General features: G+C 66.6%; 23 protein-coding genes. 9 read left to right on the top strand and 14 right to left on the bottom strand.

All coding sequences use genetic code 11. The annotated features are described in order from the left end of the window. Position 1 precedes the first annotated feature (1 nt). From gvpJ to CHINAEXTREME_RS10935, 5 genes are all read right to left on the bottom strand, one after another. A complete protein-coding gene (gene gvpJ, locus CHINAEXTREME_RS10955) occupies positions 2-631 on the bottom strand; it encodes a gas vesicle protein GvpJ (RefSeq protein ID WP_007143591.1) in 630 nt (209 codons plus the stop codon). A 74-nt stretch (positions 632-705) separates the two neighbouring features. Continuing rightward, positions 706-1,743 (bottom strand): hypothetical protein, encoded by a 1,038-nt coding sequence (locus CHINAEXTREME_RS10950; RefSeq protein ID WP_007143590.1) that lies wholly within the window; start codon positions 1,741-1,743, stop codon positions 706-708. Next, on the bottom strand, positions 1,736-2,482 hold the full coding sequence (locus CHINAEXTREME_RS10945; RefSeq protein WP_007143589.1) for a hypothetical protein: 747 nt from the start codon (positions 2,480-2,482) through the stop codon (positions 1,736-1,738). Before CHINAEXTREME_RS10945 ends, CHINAEXTREME_RS10950 begins: the two co-directional genes overlap by 8 nt. Positions 2,483-2,592: 110 nt before the next feature. Then, complete coding sequence (gene gvpF / locus CHINAEXTREME_RS10940; RefSeq protein WP_007143588.1) at positions 2,593-2,847, bottom strand: gas vesicle protein GvpF; 255 nt, start codon at positions 2,845-2,847, stop codon at positions 2,593-2,595. Between the two features lie 8 nt (positions 2,848-2,855). After that, entirely contained in the window at positions 2,856-3,512 is a 657-nt protein-coding gene (locus tag CHINAEXTREME_RS10935; protein ID WP_007143587.1) for a GvpL/GvpF family gas vesicle protein, read from the bottom strand. A 352-nt stretch (positions 3,513-3,864) separates the two neighbouring features. On the opposite strand from CHINAEXTREME_RS10935, the gene gvpA reads away from it, so the two are divergent. The 5 genes from gvpA to CHINAEXTREME_RS10910 all read left to right on the top strand — a co-directional run bounded on the left by gvpA (position 3,865) and on the right by CHINAEXTREME_RS10910 (position 7,050). Then, positions 3,865-4,152, top strand: coding sequence for a gas vesicle protein GvpA (gvpA, locus tag CHINAEXTREME_RS10930; RefSeq protein ID WP_007143586.1), 288 nt, complete (start codon positions 3,865-3,867; stop codon positions 4,150-4,152). A gap of 5 nt (positions 4,153-4,157) precedes the next feature. Continuing rightward, the gene (gvpN, locus tag CHINAEXTREME_RS10925; RefSeq protein WP_007143585.1) at positions 4,158-5,231 is read left to right on the top strand and encodes a gas vesicle protein GvpN; all 1,074 of its coding nucleotides are present in this window, start codon (positions 4,158-4,160) and stop codon (positions 5,229-5,231) included. A gap of 100 nt (positions 5,232-5,331) precedes the next feature. Then, positions 5,332-5,895 (top strand): gas vesicle protein GvpO, halophile-type, encoded by a 564-nt coding sequence (gvpO, locus tag CHINAEXTREME_RS10920; RefSeq protein WP_007143584.1) that lies wholly within the window; start codon positions 5,332-5,334, stop codon positions 5,893-5,895. A 155-nt stretch (positions 5,896-6,050) separates the two neighbouring features. Then, complete coding sequence (locus CHINAEXTREME_RS10915; protein WP_010546625.1) at positions 6,051-6,647, top strand: hypothetical protein; 597 nt, start codon at positions 6,051-6,053, stop codon at positions 6,645-6,647. A 70-nt stretch (positions 6,648-6,717) separates the two neighbouring features. Further along, positions 6,718-7,050 (top strand): CHY zinc finger protein, encoded by a 333-nt coding sequence (locus tag CHINAEXTREME_RS10910; protein ID WP_029601565.1) that lies wholly within the window; start codon positions 6,718-6,720, stop codon positions 7,048-7,050. A 243-nt stretch (positions 7,051-7,293) separates the two neighbouring features. Here CHINAEXTREME_RS10910 and CHINAEXTREME_RS10905 read toward each other — a convergent pair whose 3' ends face one another. Both CHINAEXTREME_RS10905 and CHINAEXTREME_RS10900 read right to left on the bottom strand, forming a co-directional pair. Then, positions 7,294-8,622: an outer membrane protein assembly factor BamB family protein gene (locus CHINAEXTREME_RS10905; RefSeq protein WP_238593252.1), complete on the bottom strand. Its 1,329-nt coding sequence runs from the start codon at positions 8,620-8,622 to the stop codon at positions 7,294-7,296. A gap of 257 nt (positions 8,623-8,879) precedes the next feature. Then, entirely contained in the window at positions 8,880-9,845 is a 966-nt protein-coding gene (locus CHINAEXTREME_RS10900) for an alpha/beta hydrolase (protein WP_007143580.1), read from the bottom strand. Between the two features lie 138 nt (positions 9,846-9,983). On the opposite strand from CHINAEXTREME_RS10900, the gene kynU reads away from it, so the two are divergent. Both kynU and mutS read left to right on the top strand, forming a co-directional pair. After that, positions 9,984-11,291, top strand: a complete 1,308-nt coding sequence (kynU, locus tag CHINAEXTREME_RS10895) for a kynureninase (protein ID WP_007143579.1) — start codon at positions 9,984-9,986, stop codon at positions 11,289-11,291. A 135-nt stretch (positions 11,292-11,426) separates the two neighbouring features. Beyond that, entirely contained in the window at positions 11,427-14,321 is a 2,895-nt protein-coding gene (mutS, locus tag CHINAEXTREME_RS10890; protein WP_007143578.1) for a DNA mismatch repair protein MutS, read from the top strand. Between the two features lie 57 nt (positions 14,322-14,378). Here the strand turns inward: mutS and CHINAEXTREME_RS10885 are convergent, their stop codons facing one another. Together CHINAEXTREME_RS10885 and nucS are read right to left on the bottom strand one after the other, a co-directional pair. Then, the gene (locus CHINAEXTREME_RS10885; RefSeq protein WP_076738726.1) at positions 14,379-14,624 is read right to left on the bottom strand and encodes a hypothetical protein; all 246 of its coding nucleotides are present in this window, start codon (positions 14,622-14,624) and stop codon (positions 14,379-14,381) included. Positions 14,625-14,721: 97 nt separating this feature from the next. Next, complete coding sequence (gene nucS, locus CHINAEXTREME_RS10880; RefSeq protein WP_007143577.1) at positions 14,722-15,546, bottom strand: endonuclease NucS; 825 nt, start codon at positions 15,544-15,546, stop codon at positions 14,722-14,724. Between the two features lie 122 nt (positions 15,547-15,668). On the opposite strand from nucS, the gene CHINAEXTREME_RS10875 reads away from it, so the two are divergent. Continuing rightward, complete coding sequence (locus CHINAEXTREME_RS10875) at positions 15,669-16,277, top strand: hypothetical protein (protein WP_010546624.1); 609 nt, start codon at positions 15,669-15,671, stop codon at positions 16,275-16,277. A gap of 26 nt (positions 16,278-16,303) precedes the next feature. Here the strand turns inward: CHINAEXTREME_RS10875 and CHINAEXTREME_RS10870 are convergent, their stop codons facing one another. After that, entirely contained in the window at positions 16,304-16,786 is a 483-nt protein-coding gene (locus CHINAEXTREME_RS10870) for a hypothetical protein (RefSeq protein ID WP_010546623.1), read from the bottom strand. Positions 16,787-17,130: 344 nt separating this feature from the next. Between CHINAEXTREME_RS10870 and CHINAEXTREME_RS10865 the strand changes: the two genes are divergently transcribed. Beyond that, a complete protein-coding gene (locus CHINAEXTREME_RS10865; protein ID WP_007143574.1) occupies positions 17,131-19,065 on the top strand; it encodes a beta-CASP ribonuclease aCPSF1 in 1,935 nt (644 codons plus the stop codon). A 210-nt stretch (positions 19,066-19,275) separates the two neighbouring features. Here the strand turns inward: CHINAEXTREME_RS10865 and CHINAEXTREME_RS10860 are convergent, their stop codons facing one another. From CHINAEXTREME_RS10860 to CHINAEXTREME_RS10845, 4 genes are read right to left on the bottom strand one after another with little or no spacing between them, the layout of a single operon-like run. Next, a complete protein-coding gene (locus CHINAEXTREME_RS10860) occupies positions 19,276-20,091 on the bottom strand; it encodes an ABC transporter permease (RefSeq protein WP_007143573.1) in 816 nt (271 codons plus the stop codon). Beyond that, positions 20,084-21,016, bottom strand: a complete 933-nt coding sequence (locus CHINAEXTREME_RS10855; RefSeq protein ID WP_010546622.1) for an ABC transporter permease — start codon at positions 21,014-21,016, stop codon at positions 20,084-20,086. The genes CHINAEXTREME_RS10860 and CHINAEXTREME_RS10855 overlap by 8 nt, the downstream gene beginning before the upstream one ends. A 4-nt stretch (positions 21,017-21,020) precedes the next feature. Continuing rightward, on the bottom strand, positions 21,021-22,172 hold the full coding sequence (locus CHINAEXTREME_RS10850; RefSeq protein WP_007143571.1) for an ABC transporter ATP-binding protein: 1,152 nt from the start codon (positions 22,170-22,172) through the stop codon (positions 21,021-21,023). 5 nt (positions 22,173-22,177) lie between these two features. Beyond that, positions 22,178-23,368 (bottom strand): ABC transporter substrate-binding protein, encoded by a 1,191-nt coding sequence (locus CHINAEXTREME_RS10845; protein WP_076738725.1) that lies wholly within the window; start codon positions 23,366-23,368, stop codon positions 22,178-22,180. Positions 23,369-23,407 lie beyond the last annotated feature (39 nt).

The following is a 23,407-nucleotide window of genomic DNA, read 5'->3' as shown; positions in this document are numbered from 1 at the left end:
GTTAGCTCTCCTCCGTTTCGGGTTCGGTTTCTGATTCCGCTTCCTGTTCCATCTCTGCAGCGTCCGAGTCGCCAGTCTCGCCGTCGTTCGGGCGGTCGCCCCCGTTTTCGGCTCCGCTTTCCGATCCCGATCCTGATTCGTCGTCCCCGTCGCTGATCAGGTCGAACCCGCCGCTCGTCGGTCGCTCGGGGTCGGGACGGGCACCGAGCCTGTCGGTTCCCCGATCCGGGGGTGAGAAGGGGCTGTCGTCCCGGTCGCCGCTCGCGTCCTCCGTCTCGCCGGCCTCGTCCGCGTCGGCCTGCCGTTCCTCGTCGGCGTACCGCTCGTCTGCGGTCACGTTGACCCCGCGGGTCGGATCGATCGCCGGGTTCGGTCGCTCCATCTCGGCGAGCGAGGGATCGTCGACCGCGGCCGCGACCCGCCGCATGTCCGTCCCCTCGGGGAACTCGAGGCCGTACTCCGCTGCGGTCTCGAACGAGGCGATCGCGGCCCGGAGCTGGACGCCCAGCAACTGGGTGTCGCCGATCGAGACGGCGATGTCGGCGTTGATCACGATCCCCTTGTCCAGTAGCATCTCGACGACCTCGGCGAGGTCGGTCTTCTGGCGACTCGGCTGGAAGTCGTCAACCATCGGTCTCACCTCCGAGTTCGGTCTCCGTCGCGTCGATCCCCTCGAGCCGTCGTCCGTTCCGCGTGTGTGGTGGGTCAGTCATCGTCGTCTCGCCTCCGTTTCGGGTTCCCGTTCCGATTCCGGTTCCGATCCTCCGCCTCGCGTTCCCGGTTCTGGTTTCCGTTCCGGTTCCGGTTCCGATCCTCCGCCTCGCGTTCCCGTTTCCGCTCCCGTTCCCGCTCGAATCGCCCGCCGTAGATGCGCTTCCGGCTGGGGGCCGTCGAGAGGCGCACGTCCTGCGGGACGGTCCCGTGTTTGACGCCGCTGCCGACGGCCGCGCGCTCGGTCGGCATCGTCGACGCCGCCGTCGGGTTCCGCGAACTCGCGCTCGTGTCCCGCCTGCGCATCCGCTCGCGGTTGTACTCGACCAGGCGTTCGAACTTCTCGTGTGTCTCGAGCAGCGCCGCGCGAAAGGCGTCGATCCCCTGCATCGCGGCCTGCTGGATGGCGACCTGGTAGGCCTCGGGATCCTCCATCACGTTGATGTCCCCGAGGACGTCGCGAGGGTCCGCGTCGTCCATCCAGTCCCCGTCGCCGAAGCCCTCCTCGTCGTCGGCCATGTCCGTGGCCTTGTCGGCGGCCGTGGACGCGGCGCTTTCGATCATGCCGCCGTCCCCGTCCTCGTCGTCCGCGTTGGCCAGGTCGTCGACCGCCGCCTCGAGTTCGCGTTTCTCCCGCCAGAGGTCGGTCAGGTCCGTGGCGTCCCAGGCCTCGAGGAGGTCGATCGCCTTGAACAGTTTGGCGACGTCGACCACGTCGCCCACGCCCGTTTCGTCCTCCGTGATCGCGTCCGGGATTTCGCCGGTCTCGATCGCCGCCAGCAGTTCGCCCCCGTCGACGGCCTCCGGCAACTCGCTCAGGTCGATCGTCTCGACCAGTTCCTGAATCTCGACCGCGACCGACGCGAGGGTGTCCACGTCGTCGAGGACCGCCTCGGGGGTGGCTTCTTCCATTTCCTCGAGTTCGTCGAGACGCTCGGCGCTCCCGAGGTACTCGTCGAGGTTCTCGAGGGCCCCTTCGGCCTCCTCGAGCAGGGCGGTGAACTCGTCGTCAGTGTTTGCGTCGTTACTCATTCTCTTCCTCCGTTTCCTCTTCTTTCGTTTCCGGGCCGTCGTTCGTTTCGTCGGACTCCGCGGCGGACCCGGACTCGGACTCGGACTCGATCAACACCGTCAACACGCCGTTGTTGATCGTCGCTTCCGCCCGTCGGTCCGGCCAGGGAACCTCGAGACGCTCGATCTCCCGTCCCGACACGGCGACGACGAGCGTCGAACCGTCGAAGCCGACGGTGACGTCGTCGGGATCGACACCGACGACGTCGGCCGTCACGAGCAGTTCGCCCTCGCCGTGCCGGGTGGTGACGCGGTGGTCGTCCTCGGTGTCGGGGGAAGACGACGCCGAGGGCGAGGACGAAGACGAGGACGAGGACGAGGACGATGACCGGTATCGCCGCGTTCGACGGCGATCACCCCCGTTCGGCCCCGTCCCGGATCCCGGCCCCGGACGCCGGCCGCGTGACTCGCCGTCCAGCTCCTCGAACGTACTGCGATCGAACCCCGACTCGTCGAGCAGATCCTTCCCGGAACGGATCGAGACGTCGTAATCGAGAACCGTTCGATCCGTCCGTCTGCGACCGGATATCGACCCAGACCCAGACCCAGATTCCGACCCCTCGAGGCGCTCGAGCGCGGACAGCAGGCTCGAGAGCCAGCCGCTTTCGTCCCGTGTTCGGTCCCGGTCCGCGCTCTCGTCGTGCGGTTCGGAGTCGTCGGTTGGCTCGTTTCCGTCGTCGGTGGGATCGTCCTTGGTCATTGTCGGGTGAGGGTGGTCGGGAACGGGGAGTCGTCGACGTTGATCGTTGGTCGTTGGTTGTCGGTCGCTGCAATCGTCGCGTCCGCAGCGCGGGCGGTCACGCGAGCGCGTCAGGACTTCACCTCGACACGCCCGCTCGAGAGTCGTTCGTGGACTTCCTGTGCGATCTCGATCTCGGCCTCGAGTTCCTCCTTCCGCCGGCGGTACTCTTCTTCCGAGCGCTCGCCGATCTCGTACAGCAACTGGTTCTCCTTGAGTTCGTCCTCCAGCGCCTCGAGATCGTACAGTTCGTTCAGCGCCATGGTGTGTAGCGTGTCCACGATGCCGACGATCGGCCGGAACAGGAGGTCGTCGAGGACGAACATGGGTATCGTTACCTCTGGGCCCCAATTTCGACGTCCACGAAGCTGTACGGTGCGAACGGGCCGGTGTAGCGAAACGTCAGGTCCTCGTGACCGTCGTCCGCCTCGAGTTGCGCGACCGCCTCGTCGAAGGCCTCGCGGTCCTCGCGGTCCACGAGATACGACCTGTTGAGCACGAGCCGATCGCTGAACAGGTCGTTCGGCACCGACTGGGCGGCGATCGGCTCGAGTTCGTCCTCGACGGCCGCTTCGATCGCCTCGACGTCCACGTCGGCGTCCTCCTCTCGGACGATCTTGAGGCCGAGTTCGATCCGCCCCTCGACGTCGCTCATCGCGCGCCGGAACGCGGGTCGTGCCCCGCGAAGGACGTTCTTCAGCGTCCGGTCGCTCTCGAAGGACATGCCGAACTGCATCGGCACGATCGCTCGTTCGCGGTCGTCCATGATCTCCCGGAGGACGTCGTCGTGCCGTTGGGCGTCCTCGTCGGTCTCCTCGGGATCGGTCGTGTCGATGTCCGAGACGACGGCCCCGAGTCGGCGATGGGAGATCGTATAGACCTGGTCGGCACCGGCGACGGCGTCGGTCTCGAATTCGACCGGGTCGCCGTCGACGATCCCGTAGACGTAGCGGTTGCTCGTCATCGACGAATCACGCTCCGTCGCCGGCATCGATTACGGGGTAGCGGTAGCGCGACCGTTCGACAGCCACATCGCGTCCGTGGACGTGATATTATCATGGGGGATCGGATCACCTCGAGCGAGCGGATGCAACGACCTGGCGGCGACCGACGGCGGACTCCGCCGTCGGACACCCGTCGATACGCGAACTCGAGAGTCTCGTCACGCGACGTTTGGTACCTCGACGCGTTACCGTGGTGCTTGCAGTAGCAGCCCGGGCGAGGCCGTCATACCCCCCTCGAGCGCCCACGAGCGGCTAGTTCGCCGGGATCACGGGGTTTCACCCGGCTTGCAGTCGCAGCGACAGCCGTGTTACGAGGGCGTCGTGAACGGCTTGTTGTCTATGGCACAACCACAACGAAGACCCGACTCCTCGAGTCTCGCCGAAGTCCTCGACCGCATCCTCGACAAGGGCGTCGTCATCGACGTCTGGGCGCGGGTATCCGTGGTCGGGATCGAACTGCTGACCATCGAGGCGCGCGTAGTCGTGGCCTCCGTCGACACCTTCCTGCACTACGCGGAGGAGATCGCGAAAATTGAGCAAGCCACCGCGGAGGGCGACCTCGAGGAACTCGAGGAGCTCGAGGTCGAGCCGCGGCCGGAATCGTCGCCTCAGTCGGCCACCGAGTAATCCACATGGCGGAGGACTCCTCGCGCAAGCGCAAGGTCCGGGGCCGCAAGATCAGGAGCGACCGCTCCGGAAAGGCGAGTCGGAAAGCGAAGAAAGAACTCGCGCGGAAGGCGTCGTCGACCGGGAAGCGAAACGGCGACTCGGGCGATTCTCCCCTGGAAGATCCGCGGGAGGTCGTCCCCGAGCCGTTCGTCGAGACCGACGCCGTTCGGTCGTTGCGGGGCCGCATCACGGGCTGGCTCGAGGCCGACCAGCCGGTTCATCTGATCGGCCCCACCGGCTGTGGGAAGACCGCGCTTGCGCTGTCGGCCGCCGCCGAGCGCGGCCGGCCGGTCGTCTGGCTCAACGGCGACGAGTCCGTCGACACGGCAGCGCTCGTCGGCGACCACGCGGGCGGCGAGCGCTACAAGGAGGACGACCGGTTCGTCGGCGGCGTCAGCAAGCAGACCGAGATCGTCCGCGAGCGATGGGTCGATAACCCACTCTCCGTCGCCGTCCGCGAGGGCGCGACGCTCGTCTACAACGAGTTCTCGCGCAGCGACCCCGCAGCCCACAACGTCCTGCTGTCGGTCTTCGAGGAGGGCGTCCTCGAACGGCCGGGCAAGCGCGGCGAGGACCGCACGATCGATGTCCACCCCGAGTTCCGGGCGATCGTCACCTCGAACGACGTCGAGTACGCGGGCGTCCACCGGCAACAGGACGCCCTGCTCGACCGGTTCGTCGGCGTCCGCGTCGACTACTACGACGCCGAAACCGAACGCGAGATCGTCCGGGCGCACGTCGACCTCCCCGACGAGGTCGTCGAGACCGTCGTCGAGACGACCCGCACGCTCCGGGACGACCTCGAGGTCGTCGTCGGTACGCGGGCCGCGATCACGGCGGCGAGGGGGCTTTCGGTCTTCGACGATCGGGAGACGGAAGACGGGACGACCCTCGACGACGACTTGCTGACGACGGTGTTCACCGACGTCCTCGCGCCGAAGGTGGCCGGCGAGCGCGACGGCGACGGCGACGAGGGCGACGCGAGAGCCAGGGATGTCGAGGAGCTGCGAACGAGCATCGCCGACGCGATCTCGTAACGAAACCGAGGCGAAACCGGGACGAACCACACCGAACCGCAGCGAATACACACTGCAAACTCGAGCACGAACCCACAGGAAACGAGCGGACACCGCACCCATGGCCGAAGCCGATCAACAGGAGCCGACCGACCGATGCAAGGCACTCACCGAGGACGGCGAGCAGTGCTCGCGGCCGGCCACCGAGGACGGCTTCTGTTTCCAACACGACGAGAGTGATCCAACCGTGAGCGACAGTCAAGCAATCGAGGAAGAAGAACAGGCACAACAGGAGCGAGAGGGAGACGGAGGAGACGGCGGCGAATCCGAACCCCGGAGTCGCGAACTCGGCCCCGACATGACGGCCGAGGAGAAGACCGATCCCGAATCGGTGGACGCCGACGTCGACACCGATCACGACGAGATCGAGGGCGTCCTCGCCGTTCGGCGCACCGTCGAGTCGACCGCGAGCGAACTCATCGGGCGGGAGTTCGATGCGGTCAGCGAGATCGCACCGACCGACGACGGCTGGCGCGCGGTCGTCGAGGTCGTCGAGCGCCGGTCGGTCCCCGACACGCAGGACATCATCGGCCGCTACGAGATCGAACTCGACGAGAACGCCGTCGTGCACGGGTATCGACGGCTCGATCGCTACCGGCGCGGGGATACGGCAGCGTTCGAGTGAAACAGGCGACAGCCGCTCGCGGTCGATCGCGGTCGCTCTCGTCCGTGTAGTCCCTCGTGTAAACCCTGATCCACCGATTGATCCGACGGTCAAGACGTGGCTTTCTGCTTCCTGCCTAGCTATTTCGATCCTGCATCCCGTCGGTGGAAGCAGTCATGAGCGTAACTGTAGCGATCGACGAAAATCAGGGTGTCCGGATCGTCGAAGACCACATCGAACCGGTCCCGCCGGATCGTATCGGGTTTACGATCGAGGGGAGGATGTCGATGACTGAACAGCTACTGGGTCGGTTCGAGGGCCAGACCCTCGAGCCATCCCGGATTCGGCTAGCAGTCGACGAGACGACAACGGTCGAAATCGATCTCACGGGGAAGGCGTCGCTTCGACTCTCGTCGACCGACGTTGGCATCGAATCGCCGGGCGTAGACGACCTCTCTCGAGGACTCGATGCCTGCCAGTCGTCGATAGCGGATCCGACGGAGGCGACGGACCCGAGACCGGCGATACTCGCCTTTACCGTCGACGGCTCGGTCGTGGACGTGCCCGAAGAAACACTCGAGGTCGTCTCGGTGACGGAGCCGTCGGTCGAAGCACTCACCTTTTCGGTCGACGACGCGATGAAAAGCGACGGCGGGGTCCCCGACGACGTGGTTCTCGAACTGAGCCTGCTCGGATACGGGATTTCCGTTCACCGGGACGGCACGATCTCCGTCGGGGTCCTTGGCGGTTCGGCCGGACTCGGACGCCGCTGATCGGGCGGACACTGACTCGACCGAACCCCAACTTCGAAGAACCGGCCGCTCGTCGATTCGACCGACGACCGTGTCCGAACGCACTCCCGTCCGCGGCGTCGACGTCGATCCCGACACCCGATGTGCCCACTACCATACCGACCGCGACGTCGTCGCGTTCAAGTTCGCCTGCTGCGAGACGTACTACCCCTGCTTTCGCTGTCACGAGGAGGTCGCCGACCACGAGGCGGTGCCGTGGCCTCGAGCGCGCTTCGATGAACCCTCCGTGCTCTGTGGCGTCTGCCGGAGCGAGTTCGCCGTGCCGGGGTACCTCGAGGCGGACTACCGCTGTCCGTCGTGTGACGCGGCGTTCAATCCCGGCTGTGCTGCCCACGCCGATCTGTACTTCGAGACCGACGACTGACTCGTTACCAGGGGATGGAGTACGATTTCTTCGTTCAGTCCCCGACCCGGAACTGAAACGGACGATTCGGTGACTACGTGTGCCTGTCGACCAGCAATCGTTCTATCAGGTAAAATCGAAGTTCGTGTCGTGCTGAACGTACAGCGCGTATCTTGCAGGTCCAACTGGACAGCGTTTCCGGCACACCCTCAGAGGTAGTTCGACGCTCTCACTCCGGGGAAACAGCTACCATCGGACCAGCGTTTACTGCTCTGCCAGCGCAGCCACGTATCCCGATCGTGTCCCGACGATCGCCCGCGTCCCGTCCACGGCAGGTCGCGTCAAATGCTCTGGATGTGACAACGACCACTGCTCGGTGCCGTCCGGTGCATACGCACGGAGATGCTGCATTCCCTCTTCTTTACCACCCCGGACGATGACTCCCTGCTGATTTCCAGCCACGATCCTGACTTGTCCGGGTACCGTTCGCTTCCACTCCCGATCCCCAGTCGTTCCATCGACTGCGTGGACTCCCCCATTCTTACTGGCCAAATAGACCATGTCGTCCACAACAACCGGCGGATCTCTCGTATCACTGTCGGCAGAGTACCGCCAATTCTCGCTTCCGTCGGCACGGTCGACCCCGAACAGCCAGCCACCGTACTCGGTGATGTACACCGCATCACCCGAAGCGACTGCACCAGTCGGGACAAACGGTTCGTCAACGGGTACTGAAAACCGCCACCGCTCACTTCCTTCGCTCGCACTCACCGCAACGACCGGATAATTCCCGTTCTCGTTTTCCTGTTCGGATATCAGATACAAGGCGTCGTCGAATACCCGAACGTCGTCCGTCCCCGGACGCATGTCCCGGTGCCAGCGCTCATCCCCGTCATTGACGGCGAATGCTGTCGTTCGGCGACCGCCTGCCACGGAGTAGAGAGTGTCACCGTTGATGGTAGCGTCTGTCGTGTCTCCGGTCTCGGTAGACCAGTATTGATCACCGTCGCTCGCCCGGATAGCGAATAGTTCCTCTCCCTGGATCCCGTATTCGTCGTCCGAGGTGCCGAGGTAAACAGCCCCGTCGCTACTATCCAGTAGATGGAGGTATCGGTCGTGTTCCTCCGTCGTCCACGTTTCCGAACCGTCATCGAGGCGGACGAGTTGCTGCTCGATACCGTGTGTTCCAGCGCTCCACCCGGTGACGACGAAGACGCCGTCTCGGACGATCGGAGACGACGTGACCCCCGCTGGTGCTTCATACTGCCACTGCTCGGCACCAGCATCCGCTGTGAGTGCATAGACGTTCTCGCTCCTCTCCGGCCGAACGTGTTCCTTGTTGCTTTTCGCTCTCTCGTTGGTCCCGCCACTAAGGTAGACGATACCGTCTTGAAGCGTTGGCTGGTTGCGTATCGAACCGCTCGTCTGGTATGTCCACTGGACAGCATTACCGCCGGGCGCCTCGCCGTCGTCGTCGGCAGCCGTTCCGTTATCGGGTGATTCGCCGAACGGACCAGCGTCTTCTCCGTTTAGACAGCCAGCGACCCCGGCCAGCGATACAGAAACGGTAGCCAGCAGTTCTCTGCGATTCATACGCAATCCCGTCTTCATATAAACAAGAGCCTATCGTAGACTAAAAGAACCATTTGACTGACCTGCATTGCTACTCACCGGTTGCCTCGATCGTTCCATTCGGAAGAGAACACCACGTGTGCTGACTACAGCCCCGACATTCAGCGGGCGGATTTTGACATATTTCGAATATACCGGTAGCCGCTTCGGTAACTGCCTGCCCTCCACTGACCGCGAGTTTCGTGTCCCACACTGAACGAAGGGACGTGCTCTCGATGTTACAGTAGTTCGGCGGCCGCGTCGGTCACCTCGTCCATCGCGACCGCGGAACGGTCGACGGCGTCGGTCAGGCTCAGGAACCCGTGGGCCAGCGACGGGTAATGACAGTGGCGCGTCTCGATCCCGACTGCCCGCAGCCGGTCGGCGTAGGCCACACCCTCGGACCGAAGCACGTCGTGGCCCGCGGTCGCGATTACGGCCGGCGGCGCGCCCTCGAGCGCCTCCGGATCGGCCCGCAGCGGAGCCGCACGCGGATCCGCGACGTCGGACGGGTCCGCGAGGTACTTCTCCCAGAACCACTCCATGTCGGCCCGGGAGAGCAACGACGCGTCGGCATGCTCGCGGTACGACGGCCGCTCGAAATCGCGGTCCAGGATCGGGTAACAGAGCAGTTGTACGGCCGGCGAGACCTCGAGGTCCTGGGTCTCGAGCGCGACCGCAGCCGCGAGTCCGGCACCGGCGCTGGACCCTGCGATCCCCAGGCGGTCGGGATCGATCCCGAGGGAGGCGGCCTCCTCGTGGGACCACTCGAGGGCGGCCCGGACGTCCTCGACTGCCGCGGGGAAGGGGTGTTCGGGTGCCAGCCGGTAGTCGACCGAGATCACCGCGGCACCGACCCGCGTCGCGAACTCTCGACAGAGGTCGTCGGCGGAGTCGAGCGTGCCGAGCACCCAGCCGCCGCCGTGGGCGAAGACCAGCGCCGGCAGTCGGTCGTCCGCCCCTTCGGTCGACGCGGCGGGCCAATAGATCCGCACCGGGAAGTCACCGCCGGGACCGTCGATTCGTCGCTCCCCGACCTCCGCGACGGCCGGCCCGTCGCCCGCGGAGAAGACCTCGTCCTCGAGCCGTCGCGCCTCGTCGACGGACAGGCTGTGCCACGCGGGGAGGTCGGCTACCCGACCGTTCCGGAGGGCGTCGGCGAGTTGCGGGTCCAACTCGTCGGTCGCCTCGTCGGAGTCGTCCATACCCTCCGTCAGTGGCGACCGTCAGTTAGGGGTACCGGCCTGAACGGCGATGGACCTCGCTCGAGCGGCGCGACCGAGGACGGGAACTCGAGGGCCGCCCGCCGAAACGTTTCAGTGGCCGCCGGCAAACCGTGTCCCATGGACCCCGACTCCGGTTTCGACGGAGACCGAACGCACGACGACGGCGTGGACTACGCCCGTAATCGGGACGCCGACGATCCTCTCGCCGAGTTCCGGGACCGGTTCGACGTCCCCGGCGAGATCTACCTCGACGGGAACTCGCTCGGGCCCATCTCGGACGCCGCCGAGGCGTCACTCGATCGGGCGGTCGAGGAGTGGCGGGAACTCGGCATCGAGGGCTGGACCGAGGCCGACCGTCCCTGGTTCTGGTACGGCGAGTCGCTGGGCGAGGACCTCGCGCCGCTGGTCGGCGCCGACCCCGACGAGGTGGTCGTCGCGAACTCGACGACGGTCAACATCCACACCCTCGTGGGGACGTTCCTGGAAGCCCTCGAGGATCGCCCGCCGGGGATTCTCGTCAACGAACTCGACTTCCCGACGGACCACTACGCGATCCGGGCACAGTTGCGCCAGCGCGGGTACGACCCCGACGAGCACCTCCACCTCGTCGAGAGCCGGGACGGGCGAACGATCGACGAGACCGCCGTCGTCGACGCGCTCGAGGCACACGACATCGGCATCGTGTTCATGCCGTCGGTGCTCTACCGGAGCGGTCAGTTGCTCGACGTCGAGCGGATCACCGCGGCGGCCCACGACCACGGTGCGCTCGCCGGGTTCGACCTCGCCCACTCGGTCGGCGTCGTTCCACACGACTGCTCGAGTCACGGCGTCGACTTCGCGGTCTGGTGTAGCTACAAGTACCTCAACGCGGGCCCCGGTTCGATCGCCGGCCTCTACGTCGACGAGCGCCACCACGGGAAGACCCCTGCGTTGGCGGGGTGGTGGGGCCACGAGAAGGAAACGCAGTTCGAACTCCGCGAGACGTTTACCCCCGCGGACTCGGCCGGCGGGTGGCAGATCGGCACCGTGCCGGTCCTCAGCGCCGCACCCCTCGCGGGGGCGCTCGAGATCGTTCACGAGGCCGGGATCGACGCGATCCGGGAGAAATCGCTCGCGCTGACGTCGTACCTGATCTCGCTGGTCGACGAGAACCTCACGGACCTGGGGTGTTCGGTCGCTACCCCTCGAGAACCCGAGCGGCGCGGCGGCCACGTGGCGATCACCCACCCCGAGGCGGAGCGAGTTAGCGAAGCCCTGCGAGACCGCGGTCTCGTGGTCGATTTCCGCCCGCCGAACGTGATCCGGGTCTGCCCGGCACCGCTGTACACCGGCTTCGAGGACGTCTGGGAGTTCGCAGAGGGCCTGCGGGAGATCCTCGTCGACCGCGAGTACGAGGACATCCAGGCCGACAGTACGGTGAGTTAGCCACCGTTCGTCGCCGGGTCCGGCCTGGATTAGGATCGGTCGGCCCGCGTTCCCCCACTGGCGTGAACCTCGGACGAACCGATCGCCCGGGTCGATCCAGCAAGCTATTTCCGCGTCCGAGGGTGGGGTTCCTGTATGGATCCGGCGCTTGGCCCTCCCGAGGAGATGGCCGAGAAACGCGACGAACTGACGCCGATGATGCGGCAGTACCACGACCTCTGCGAGCGGTACGACGACGCACTCGTTCTTTTCCAGGTGGGGGACTTCTACGAGACCTTCTGCGGCGCGGCCGAACGCACCGCGCGCTTGCTCGAGGTGACCCTGACCAGCCGCGAGGATTCGACCGGCGAGTACCCGATGACCGGCATCCCGATCGACAACGCCGAGTCCTACATCGAGGACCTGCTGGAAGCCGGCTACCGGGTCGCGGTCGCCGACCAGGTCGAGGAGCCGGGCGAGTCCTCGGGCGTCGTCGAGCGGGCCGTCACGCGGGTCATCACGCCGGGGACGCTCACCGAGGACGAACTGCTCTCGAGCGACGACAACAACTTCGTGGCGGCGGTCGCCCGCGGGGCGGGCGGCGACGGCCCCACGGACCGCGACGCCGACCTTGCCCTCGCCCTGCTGGACGTCTCGACGGGCGACTTCCTCGCGACGAGTTCGGCCTCGAACGAGGCGATCGCCGACGAGATCAGCCGGTTCGATCCGGCCGAGGCGGTCGTGGGGCCGGACGTGCGAACCGAGAGCGGAGACGCAGGTTCGAACGCGAACGCGAACGCCGACGCGGACGCGGACGCGGACGCGGACCTGTTCCCCAAGGACTGCATGGTCACCCCGTTCGACGAGGCGGTCTTCGACCGCGACCGGGCCGCCGAGACCGTCGCCGACTACTTCGGCAACCCCGACTCGCTGCTCGCGAGCGACCCCGAGATCCGGGCCTGCGGCGCGTTGCTCGAGTACGCCGAGTACGCCCGCGGCAGCGAACGCGACGCCGAGGCGAAGGCCGACGACGGGGGCGAGGACGACCGCCTCGAGTACCTCACCCACCTCACGCGGTACGATCCGCGGGAGTATCTGCTGCTGGACGCCGTTGCCCTCCGGAGCCTCGAACTGTTCGAACCCCGCGCGGTTCGGGGCCGGGACGAGGCGACGCTCGTGGGAGTTCTCGACGAAACCGCGAGCGCGCTCGGGGGCCGCAAGCTCCGTGACTGGCTCCGGCGGCCCCTGCTCGAGCCCGACCGGATCGAGGCCCGGCTCGACGCCGTCGAGGAGCTGAAAAGCGGAGTTCGGACCCGGGAGGAACTGCAGGAACTCCTGCGGGACGTCTACGACCTCGAGCGGCTGATCGGCCGGATCTCACGCGAGCGGGCGAACGCCCGGGACCTGCGCTCGCTGCGGGACACGCTCGCGGTCGTACCGGACATCCGGGCCGAACTCGAGGACGCGGACTGCGACCGACTCCGGCGGCTTCACGCGGCACTCGATCCGCTCGCGGACGTCCGCGGACTGATCGAGGACGCGATCGTCGCGGACCCGCCGATCGAGATCACCGAGGGTGGGATCATCGCCGAGGGGTACGACGGGGACTTAGACGACCTCCGCCGGACTGCCCGCGACGGCAAGCAGTGGATCGACGACCTGGAGGAACGGGAGCGCGAACGCACCGGGATCGACTCGCTGAAGGTCGGCTACAACTCGGTCCACGGCTACTACATCGAGGTGACGAACCCGAACCTCGATTCCGTCCCCGACGACTACCAGCGTCGACAGACGCTGAAGAACTCCGAGCGGTTCGTCACGCCGGAACTCAAGGAACGGGAAGACGAGATCGTCGGCGCCGAGGAACGGGCGGACGAACTCGAGTACGAACTGTTCCGCGACGTCCGGAGGACGGTCGCCGACGAGGTCGAGCGGGTGCAGGACCTGGCCGACGCACTCGCGACCCTCGATGCGCTCGTCTCGCTCGCGACGGTCGCCGCGCAGTACGACTACTGCCGGCCGGAGACCCTCGAGCACGAGCGGACGGAAGACGGAGGCCTCGAGATCGATATCGAGGGCGGACGGCACCCGGTCGTCGAGCGAACCCAGGAGTCGTTCGTGCCGAACGACGCGCACCTGACCGAGGACCGCCGGCTGGCGGTCATCACCGGCCCCAACATGTCGGGGAAGTCGACCTACATGCGCCAGGTCGCCCAGATCGTGCTGCTGGCCCAGGTCGGGAGCTTCGTCCCCGCGAAGTCCGCGCGGCTGACGCCCGTCGATCGGATCTTTACCCGCGTCGGGGCCAGCGACGACATCGCGGGCGGGCGCTCGACGTTCATGGTCGAGATGGACGAACTCGCAACCATTCTGCGGGAAGCCGACGAGCGCTCGCTGGTCCTGCTGGACGAGGTCGGCCGCGGCACGTCGACGGCCGACGGAATGGCCATCGCGCAGGCGATCACCGAACACCTCCACGACGCGGTCGGTGCGACGACGCTGTTCGCGACCCACCACCACCCCCTGACAGAGGTGGCCGACGTCCTCGAGGACGCCTTTACGCTGCACTTCGAGGTCGATCAGGAAGACGGTGAGGTCGTCTTCCGACACGAGGTCGCGCCCGGCGCGGCGACGGGTTCGTACGGCGTCGAGGTCGCGACGGCGGCGGGCGTCCCGGAGTCGGTCGTAGAGCGGTCGCGGGAACTGGTCGCCGAGGCGGAGACGGAGCCCGTAGACCCCGCGAAGGAAGAAGGGGAAGGGGAAGAGGAAGAGGAAGAGGAAGAGGAAGAAACTCGAGAGCTCGATCCGGAGGAGGTCGAGGGACCGGAACTCGAACCGGAACCGGAACCAGAACCGGAATCGGAACACGCCGCCGAAACCGAGACGACGCGGGCCACCGGGGCCGCGACCACAACCACGACTGCGACCGCGGACGGTGGCGACGATCCGACCGACGTGGCCGCCGAACTCCGCGCGCTCGACCTCGGCCACATGACGCCCGTCGAGGCGCTGACGGAACTGGATCGGCTGAAACGGCTGCTCGAGGAGTGACGGCCGGTTCTAGACGGGCGCGGAAACCCATCGGGGCGGCACCGACCGGCGGACCCGCTACAGCCCGCGGTCGTACCCACAGCTGGGGCAGTACATGACGTGTTTCGTCACGAGCAGGTAAGCGCGGTTGCACCGGCTACACTCACAGCCCACCGAAACGCCCCGTTCTCGAGCCAGGCCGGAGAGCGTGTTGCGCAGGAGCCGCTGGTTGTGTTCCACCGCCTCGACGCGCCGTCGGAGCGACCGGTTCGGTCGTGGCTGTCCGTCTGACTGCCGTTTTCCGGAGGGTCTGGACTGATACATCGGGCCGTATAGGAGCCGAGCGAGCAAAACGATGTAGGTCGCCGAATCGACGCGATACGACGCAGGTGCCCCGGCCCCGCAAACCCCCCTCGACCGCTCAGTCTGCCGTCGGCTCGAGCGAGACGAACTCGAGGCCGTGTTCCACGAGGAGGCGGTCGGCTCGATCGGTCACCGACGGCGCGACGAGGACGCCTCGAACGTCGGCGTCGGCGTGGAGGTCCCGCTCGAGGGCGTCGACGTACCGCCGGAGCTGGCTCACCGCGTCGGGGCCGACGCGGCGGCGCTTGAGTTCCACGACGACGGCTCGGCCGGCCGAGTCCTCGCCGTAAACGTCGACCGCGCCCGCGGGGGTGGAGCGTTCGGTTGCAAGCGGCGTGAACCCGGACTCGAGCAGCGACGGTTCCTCGAGAATGCGCTGCCGGAGATCCTCCTCGGTCCCGGAGAGCGCGAGTTCGGTCTCGTCGGAGCCGGCGAACGACGAGACCTGGAAGATGCGGCTGAACGAGACGCGAAGGCGTTCGTCGGGCGTCGAACGGTCGCTCTCGAGGACGAGTCGCGGGGTCGATCGGTCGTCGGTCACGCCATCGTCGTCCCCCGCCTCCGCTTCCGACTCGATGTACCGGACAGAGTGCTCACAGCCCGGCGGCTGCCAGTTGACCGGCTGCTGGCCCTCGTCAGTGTGGACCAGCGACGTACCGTCCGGCTTGAGCATGACGTGTCTGTCGCCGCTCTCGAGGTGGCTCGAGGCCCGCCCGTCGTAGTCGACGGTACACCGTCCAAAAACGGTCACGAGTGCCTCCCGATCGATGCCATCGGCGACCGCGTCGCGGGCGTCCGCGAGGGCGGGGTGCTCGAGGGTGTCGACTCGAGCGGGGGTCGCATCTGGGGACGAGGACGAGGATGAGGACGAAGGGGACGTCACTGGCGGACGTAGCCAGCGCGGGCATAAAAGCGTCGCGTCCGCCGAACGGGAGACGGCGTCGACCCCACTGACCGGGACGGGTGCGAGCTTTTATTCCTCCCCGACCCCGAGCCGAGAGCGTAATGGATACGCATCCGACCCGCCGTCGCCTCCTCCAACTGGGTGGTGCCGGCGCGACCGCGTCGCTCGCCGGCTGTACGCAGTTCGATCTCGGTCAGTCCGACGAGAGCGGAACCGAGACCGACACCGAATCGGCGGCGGAACTCGAGGTCGGCCGGGAACCCGACATGGACCCCGAAGACGGGATCACCGCGATCGTCCAACCCGATCAGGAGGAGTTCGAGGCCCTCGAGGCCGAGATCAGGGAGGAGATCGAGTCCGGCGAGCTCGAACAAATGGAGGCCCAGGTGGAGTTCCAGCGCCGCCAGGCCGAACTGACCGCCGCCCGCGCGGCCGAGTTCGAGTCCGAGTTCGGTAACGACGACGAGCTCTCGATCGAGGCGGGGATCGCCGAGGCGGGCGCGTTCCTGCTCGACGGCTCCGACGAGCGGCTGGTCGATACGCTCCGGAACGGCGAAGTGAACGGCCTGATCCCCGGCGAGGAGTACGCGCTCATGCTCGAGCAGCAGGCGGAGGCCCCTGCTCCTGGCGATGGGTCGGATGCCGAGGATGCCGAGGATGCAGAGGATGCCGAGGACACCGATGACGTCGAAAGCGAAGACGACTCCTGATCGCCGCCCGCCGCCCTCGCTAACGCTCACTCGAGCGCGAACGGACTCTCCCGCTCCGTCCAGTTCCAGCCCGGAATCCGTTCCTGGAACCCGGCCGCAAGCGCCGCCTCGAGGTCGTCGACGCCGGCGTTCTCCTCGGCGTCGCCGTGGACCTGCAGGTCGGCGTAGTGGAACGTCGCCTCGCCCAGCGTCCGCAGCGGCTGCGTGCCGGCGATCGTCCCCGCCAGCTCCCGGCCCAGAACCTCGTCGACGACGAACCCCGGGTAGTCCCCCTCGACGTCGAGGTCCCGGAGGATCGCGGTCATCGCGGCGACGTTGACCGCGAGGTCGCCGTCGGCGAACACGGCGTCGACCTCCTCGCGGTACTGGGCCTCCGTGACGGGGTCGACGTCGGTGTCGAAGATCTCACCCAGATCGTCGCGAACGACGTTGATAACCGGCACGACGCGGTCGGCCCGAGCGACGATCCAGTCGCGTTCGGCCGCGACACGGTCGGCTGTTAGCTTCATACCCTGCGTACGGGCTCGCGATCCCTGTCTTTTGCGAAGGCTTTTATAGCACGCAAAGAATAGGCTCGAGTAAGCGGGTTCTCCCTGGAATCTTCCCGCACGGACCAGGAACCAGGATAACCGACCTGGGAGCGTCTTCGTCACGGCATTAAAGCAATGATTCGGGAAACAAGACGTATTACGTCGCCCGTCGGCGGCATTCGAGGTTCTCGAGGCCGCCGACGCGCCCTCTCGCGGTTTCGATCTCGGGCGCACAGTCGGGCGAGACTGACGTCCTTTCTCGCACGGTTCGGCCGGACGGCCGCTCCCCGTCGGCGAGTTCACGCAAGCCACATCCGGCGATTATGAGTACCGTAGAGCAGCAACTCGACGATTTGGAAGCAGAGATCACGAGCGAGTTACCGAGCGATATCTCGGTCTCCTCGGTGAAATACGAAGGGCCAGAACTGGTCGTCTACACGCGAGATCCGAAGAAGTTCGCCCAGAAGGGGGACCTGATCCGGAAGCTCGCGAGCAAGCTCCGCAAGCGGATCACGGTTCGACCCGACCCGAGCGTTCTCTCCCGCCCCAAAGAAGCGCGCGAGGAGATCATGGAGGTCATCCCCGACGAAGCGGGCGTGACCGACCTGGACTTCCACGCCGACACCGGCGAGGTCGTCATCGAGGCGGAGAAACCCGGGATGGTGATCGGTCGCCACGGGTCGACGCTCCGTGACATCACGAAGAACGTCGGCTGGACGCCCGAAGTCGTCCGTACGCCGCCGATCGAGTCCTCGACGGTCTCGAACGTCCGGAGCTTCCTCAAGCAGGAACGCGACGACCGCCGGGACATCTTAGAGAAGGTGGGCCGCCAGATCCACCGCGAGGAGATGTCCGACGACGAGTACGTCCGCATCACGACGCTGGGCTGCTGTCGCGAGGTCGGTCGGGCCTCCTTTATCCTCTCGACGCCCGAGACGCGCATTCTCGTCGACTGCGGCGACAAGCCCGGCGCGGAGGGCGAGGTGCCCTATCTCCACGCCCCCGAAGCGCTCGGTGCCGGTCCCGAGACGATCGACGCAGTCGTCCTCACACACGCCCACCTCGACCACTCCGCGCTCATTCCGCTACTCTTCAAGTACGGGTACGACGGCCCGATTTACTGTACCGAACCCACGCGGGACCTGATGGGACTGCTGACGCTCGACTATCTCGACGTCGCCGCCAAGGAAGGACGGACGCCCCCGTACGACTCCGAGCAGGTTCGGGAGGCGATCAAACACACGATCCCGCTCGAGTACGGCGACGTCACCGACATCGCGCCGGACGTCAAGCTCACGCTGCACAACGCCGGTCACATCCTCGGCTCCGCCGTCTCGCACTTCCACATCGGGGACGGTCTCTACAACGTCGCCTTCTCCGGCGACATCCACTACGAGGACACCCGGCTGTTCAACGGCGCGGTCAACGACTTCCCGCGCGTCGAGACGCTCGTGCTCGAGTCGACCTACGGCGGTCGCAACGACTACCAGACCGACCAGGAGGACTCCGAGGAGAAACTCAAGCGGGTCATCAACGAGACCTACGACCGCGGCGGCAAGGTCCTCATTCCGGCGTTCGCGGTCGGTCGCTCCCAGGAGATCATGCTCGTCCTCGAGGAGGCGATGCGCGAGGGCGATATTCCCTCGATGCCGGTCCACTTAGACGGGATGATCTGGGAGGCAACGGCGATCCACACGACCTACCCCGAGTACCTCCGGGACGACCTCCGTGATCGCATCTTCCACGAGGACGAGAACCCCTTCCTCGCCGACGAGTTCAACCACATCGACGGCGGCGAGGAGGAGCGACAGGACGTCGCCGACGGCGAACCCTGTATCATCCTCTCGACCTCGGGTATGGTCACCGGCGGCCCGATCATGTCCTGGCTCTCTCACATCGGTCCCGACCCGGACTCGACGCTGACGTTCGTCGGCTACCAGGCCCAGGGGACCCTCGGCCGACGCATCCAGAACGGCTGGGACGAGATCCCGACCAGCGAAGTCGGCGCGATGGGCAACGGCGGCGGCCGCGGCACCCTCCAGCTGAACGTCGACGTCGAGACCGTCGACGGCTTCTCCGGCCACGCCGACCGCGCCGGCCTCGAGAACTTCGTCAAGACGATGAACCCGCGCCCGGAGAAGGTGCTCTGTGTCCACGGGGACGAACGGTCGACCCAGGACCTCTCCTCGGCGCTGTACCACGACTACAACATGCGGACGTTCGCGCCGAAGAACCTCGAGACGTTCCGCTTCCTCTGAACGCCCTCGCTCGGCCGTGGCAGGCCTCGCTCGCCCTTTTCATGTCTACCGGAGTACCTGCGCCGCTCGGTCGCGGCGCAGGCTCTCGTCGGCCACGTCGGACGGCGGGCGCTACGAACACTGTTCGGTCGTTCGAGGCTCGTCGTTCGGGGCCATCCGTGTCCGACGTCGTACAGTTCGAGGAAAGTCGGAAGCAGCGATCCGACCGGGTCAGGACAACTGTCTCGAGACCCACTCGAGGTTCGTCACGAGCGCGGCGAGCGCGATCGCGGCGATGGAGATAACGATCAGGAACGTCGAAACGACGCTGACCATCGGATCGAGCGCCTGCCGGATCTCCGTCCACGCGAGCACCGGGATCGTCTCCGTCGACGGCGTCGACAGGAACAGCGCCATCACGAACTCCTGGAGGCTGATGATAAAGGCGAGCAGGCCGCCCACGAAGATGCCGTGTTTCACGTTCGGTAGGACGACGTGGACGAACGACCGTACCGGCCCCGCGCCGAGGTCGTGGGCCGCGTCCAGTTGCTGCCAGTCGAAGCGGCTGAACACCGACCGCATCACGAAGTAGACGAGCGGCGTCGCCCACAGCGTGTGCGCCAGGACGATGCTCGTGTACGACCCCCGTAGCCCGACCTCGTTGAAGTACAGCAACAGGGTGATCCCGAGGATCACCGGCGGGATCAACAGCGGGAGCAGGACGATCGGCACCAGTACCGTGCCCACGATCCCGTCGCCGCCGTCGGCCTCGAGTTCCTGGCCGAACGCGCCGAGGACGCCCAGAAGCGTCGCCAGCAGCGCCGTGCCGACGCCGACGACGAGGCTGTTGACGAACGCGCCGATCCAGCGGGCGCTCCCGAAGAACTCGCCGTACCAGACGAGCGAGTAGCTCTCGGGCGGGAAGGCGATCCGTCCCGCCTTCGAGAACGAGGTGACGACGACCACCACCAGCGGCAACAGCAGGAACGCAAGCACCGCGCCGTAGCCGGCGCGGAACGCGACGTTCTCGAGGCGCTCCCTATGCAAGGTCGAACTCACCTCCGAAGCGGTCGAGGACGGCGAAGATGATCCCGATGCCGACGAGCATCAACACCATCGTGACGACCGAGAGCGCGGCCGCCGTGGGGTACCGCAGATCGCCCAGGATCAGTTGTTCGACGTAGATCGCGAACGTGAGGTCGTCCGAGAGCAGCCCCGGCGCGGCGTAGGCCCCGACGCTCCAGGCGAAGGAGATCACCGACGCGACGATGATTCCCGGCATCGCCTGCGGGAGCACGACCTCGACGACAGCACGGGGACGGCTCGCCCCGAGGTCGCGGGCGGCCTCGACGACGTCCCAGTCCATCGTCGCCAGGACGCTGTAGATCGCCAGGACGGCGTACGGCAGGACGATGTAGACCTGCCCGACGACCGCACCGACGGTGTTGGGGACGAACTGGATCGGCTCCGACAGCAGGCCGACCGAGAGCAACAGCTCGTTGAGCGTCCCGGTCGGCGACAGCAGCGGCGTGAACGCGTAGGTCCTGATCACGAGCGTCGTCAGCAACGGCAAGACGACCGAGAACAGCAACAGCGACTTGACGAGGCCGCTCGAGCGCCGGATCGCGTAGGCGTAAAACAGCGCGATCACGACCGTCACGATCGTCACGACGGTTCCGATCAGGAACGAGTAGCCGACGATCTCCAGGAGGAGGCCGCCCGCGAGGACGTCGCCGAACACCTCCGAGTAGGCCTCGAGCGACCACGTTCCCTCCGCGTAGACCCCCTCGCTGGAGGGTGCGGCGACGCTGATCCGCAACAGGGTCGCGAAGGGGATCACGAAGACCAGCAGTTCGAACGCGATCAGCGGGGCCATCAACAGCAGCGCGCGCCGTGAGCTCGACTCCCCGACCAGTCGCTCCTGGAGCGACGCCAGGGCTGTGGGAAGGGTCTGTGAGTTCGCTCCGGTCATCGTTCTACGGCATCACCCGGTCGCCGTCGTCGCGGAACGCGAGGACGTCGTCGCCGTCCCACTCGAGTCGGACGTCGTCACCGGCCGACAGCGCGCCCGTGCTCGCGTCGGTCCGTTCGGCGAACATCGAGGAGTCGCCGACCGAAACCGAGTACCGGACCGTCGAGCCGCGGTAGACGACGTTCTCGACGGTGCCTGTGACGGCGTTTCGCGTCCCGCCGTCGGCCGCGACTGTGGCTTCCCGGACGCCGGCATCGTCGGCGCGCTCCTCGTCGACCCCGTGGATCGAGAGGATCTCCGGGCGCAGCGAGAGCGTCAGATCGGTTCCGGTCTCGAGGTCGGGAGTTGTGCCGTCGGCGGCCGTCACGACCAGTTCCGCGTCTAGTTCGGTGTCGACGCGGACGCCGTCGGCCGTCGTCGCCGTCACGCTGGCGTCGACGAAGTTCGTGTCTCCGAGGAAGCCCTCGATGAAGCGGTTCTCGGGCCGCTCGTACACCTCGTCGGGGTCGCCGACCTGGATCAACTCGCCGTCGTTCATGACCCCGATCCGGTCGGCCAGCGTGAACGCCTCGTCCTGGTCGTGGGTGACGTGGACGAACGTCTTCTCGAGGTCCTCGTGGATCTCCCGGAGTTCGATCTGCATGTCCTCGCGGAGCCGCTTGTCGAGGTTCGACAGCGGTTCGTCGAGCAGGAGGACGTCGGGGTTGACCGCCAGCGAGCGGGCGAGCGCGACGCGTTGCTTCTGCCCGCCGCTCAGGGTGGTCGGGTCCTCGTCGGCGTGAGCGGCCATCTGGACCCGCTCGAGCATCTCGCGGGCGCGGTCGCGGCGCTCGGCTTTCGAAACGCCCTGCATCTTCAGTCCGAACGCGACGTTCTCGAGGACCGTCATGTGGGGGAACAGCGCCCAGTCCTGGAAGACGGTCGCGGTGGTGCGTTCGTAGGCCGGCAGGTCGGTGACGTCCGCGTCGCCGATCGCGATCGAGCCGTTCGTCGGCGTCTCGAGGCCGGCGATCATCCGCAGCGTGGTCGACTTCCCGCTGCCGCTGGGCCCGAGCAGACAGAGCAGTTCGCCGTCTTCGATCTCGACGGAGACGTCTTCGACGGCGGTCGTCTCCCCGTACCGCTTCTCGAGGCCGTCAAGTGTTATTTCGGACATTACTATCAGGACCCCTGCTGGATGGCGGTGAACGCCTCGGAGAGGTCGTCGTCGTGGCTCCCGATCGTCTCCCAGTCGGGGAAGGCGATGGTCTCGGCTTCCTCGGTGGTCGTCGGCATGTCCGCCTCGAGTTCCGAGGGGTAGTCGACGTTCCGGTTGCTGAAGACGAGCGGGGCGTGTTCGGCCCACGCAGACTGGACGTCGGCGTCCAGCAGGAAGTCGATGAACCCTTCGGCCTCGTCGCGCTTGTCGGTGCCACGGACGACGCTCCAGTTGTTGAGCCAGCCCGTCGTCTGTTCGGGCATCGTGTGGGTCAGCCCGTCGTAGTCGTCGATGTCGTAGGCGGTCTGGTCGTAGTACCACTGGGCGACGTCGATGACCCCGTTGTCGAACGCCTGCCAGATGTCCTCGCCGGAGCTGGCCCAGCTCGAGACGTTAAAGCCCTCGAAGGTCTCGAGGACGTCGTCGTGCATCGCGGGGTCGTGCATCTCGTCGGCACCGGGCTCGTCGTCCATCGCGATCGCGGTGGCGTACAGCGGGTACCACCAGAAGCCCGTGTCGACGCCGATGCCGGCGCTTTCCTGGACGGCGTCGGCCGCCAGCGCGCTCCAGCTATCGAACTCGAGGTCCATGTCCTCGCGGTGGATGATCGTACACGGCGCGCCGTCGACCGGGAGCCCGTACTCCGTGTCCCGCATCTCGCGGTAGAAGTCGATGATCTCGTCGTCGTTCTCGAGGTTCTCCGTCCGGATCGGTTCGAAGAGGTCGGCCTGTCGGCCGTAGTAGTAGAAGTTGCCCTCGGCGACCGTCACGTCGAAGGGTGGATCGTCGGCGGGTGCCGACCGGATGTCCGTGAGGATCTCGTCCCAGCCGCGGTGGATCTCGACGTCGACGTCGTGTTCCGCCTCGTACCGCGGGACGACGCTTTCCTCGAATCGGTCGGCATAGTTGCCGCTCCAGATGCTCACGCGAAGCGGCGCTTCGCCGCCGATCGCACCGGTACACCCCGCAAGCGCCGTCACCGATCCGGCGGCTGCCGCGGACAGCAGTCGCCGCCTGGAGGGACCGGATGCGCCGGCGTCCGGATCGGTGTCGGCATCGGCGTTACCGTCAGTATCGGGGGCAGGGTCGGTAAACTGCGCTCGCTTCGACTCCGTCGCAGCGGTCTCTGCATCCCGTGGTGGGCCTGCAGCCATCGTGCCCCGGTCCTACCCCGATACCGACATAAAACCGTT

Origin of the sequence: Halobiforma lacisalsi AJ5 (assembly GCF_000226975.2) — an archaeon.
Taxonomy (GTDB): domain Archaea; phylum Halobacteriota; class Halobacteria; order Halobacteriales; family Natrialbaceae; genus Natronobacterium; species Natronobacterium lacisalsi.
This window is presented reverse-complemented; position numbering and strand designations above follow the sequence as displayed.

Bases quoted from the DNA above. Each gene is read 5' to 3' on its own strand.
- gvpJ (WP_007143591.1), bottom strand. From the start codon at position 631: ATGGTTGACGACTTCCAGCCGAGTCGCCAGAAGACCGACCTCGCCGAG.
- CHINAEXTREME_RS10950 (WP_007143590.1), bottom strand. From the start codon at position 1,743: ATGAGTAACGACGCAAACACTGACGACGAGTTCACCGCCCTGCTCGAG.
- CHINAEXTREME_RS10945 (WP_007143589.1), bottom strand. From the start codon at position 2,482: ATGACCAAGGACGATCCCACCGACGACGGAAACGAGCCAACCGACGAC.
- gvpF (WP_007143588.1), bottom strand. From the start codon at position 2,847: ATGTTCGTCCTCGACGACCTCCTGTTCCGGCCGATCGTCGGCATCGTG.
- CHINAEXTREME_RS10935 (WP_007143587.1), bottom strand. From the start codon at position 3,512: ATGCCGGCGACGGAGCGTGATTCGTCGATGACGAGCAACCGCTACGTC.
- gvpA (WP_007143586.1), top strand. From the start codon at position 3,865: ATGGCACAACCACAACGAAGACCCGACTCCTCGAGTCTCGCCGAAGTC.
- gvpN (WP_007143585.1), top strand. From the start codon at position 4,158: ATGGCGGAGGACTCCTCGCGCAAGCGCAAGGTCCGGGGCCGCAAGATC.
- gvpO (WP_007143584.1), top strand. From the start codon at position 5,332: ATGGCCGAAGCCGATCAACAGGAGCCGACCGACCGATGCAAGGCACTC.
- CHINAEXTREME_RS10915 (WP_010546625.1), top strand. From the start codon at position 6,051: ATGAGCGTAACTGTAGCGATCGACGAAAATCAGGGTGTCCGGATCGTC.
- CHINAEXTREME_RS10905 (WP_238593252.1), bottom strand. From the start codon at position 8,622: ATGAATCGCAGAGAACTGCTGGCTACCGTTTCTGTATCGCTGGCCGGG.
- CHINAEXTREME_RS10900 (WP_007143580.1), bottom strand. From the start codon at position 9,845: ATGGACGACTCCGACGAGGCGACCGACGAGTTGGACCCGCAACTCGCC.
- kynU (WP_007143579.1), top strand. From the start codon at position 9,984: ATGGACCCCGACTCCGGTTTCGACGGAGACCGAACGCACGACGACGGC.
- mutS (WP_007143578.1), top strand. From the start codon at position 11,427: ATGGATCCGGCGCTTGGCCCTCCCGAGGAGATGGCCGAGAAACGCGAC.
- CHINAEXTREME_RS10885 (WP_076738726.1), bottom strand. From the start codon at position 14,624: ATGTATCAGTCCAGACCCTCCGGAAAACGGCAGTCAGACGGACAGCCA.
- CHINAEXTREME_RS10875 (WP_010546624.1), top strand. From the start codon at position 15,669: ATGGATACGCATCCGACCCGCCGTCGCCTCCTCCAACTGGGTGGTGCC.
- CHINAEXTREME_RS10870 (WP_010546623.1), bottom strand. From the start codon at position 16,786: ATGAAGCTAACAGCCGACCGTGTCGCGGCCGAACGCGACTGGATCGTC.
- CHINAEXTREME_RS10865 (WP_007143574.1), top strand. From the start codon at position 17,131: ATGAGTACCGTAGAGCAGCAACTCGACGATTTGGAAGCAGAGATCACG.
- CHINAEXTREME_RS10855 (WP_010546622.1), bottom strand. From the start codon at position 21,016: ATGACCGGAGCGAACTCACAGACCCTTCCCACAGCCCTGGCGTCGCTC.
- CHINAEXTREME_RS10850 (WP_007143571.1), bottom strand. From the start codon at position 22,172: ATGTCCGAAATAACACTTGACGGCCTCGAGAAGCGGTACGGGGAGACG.
- CHINAEXTREME_RS10845 (WP_076738725.1), bottom strand. From the start codon at position 23,368: ATGGCTGCAGGCCCACCACGGGATGCAGAGACCGCTGCGACGGAGTCG.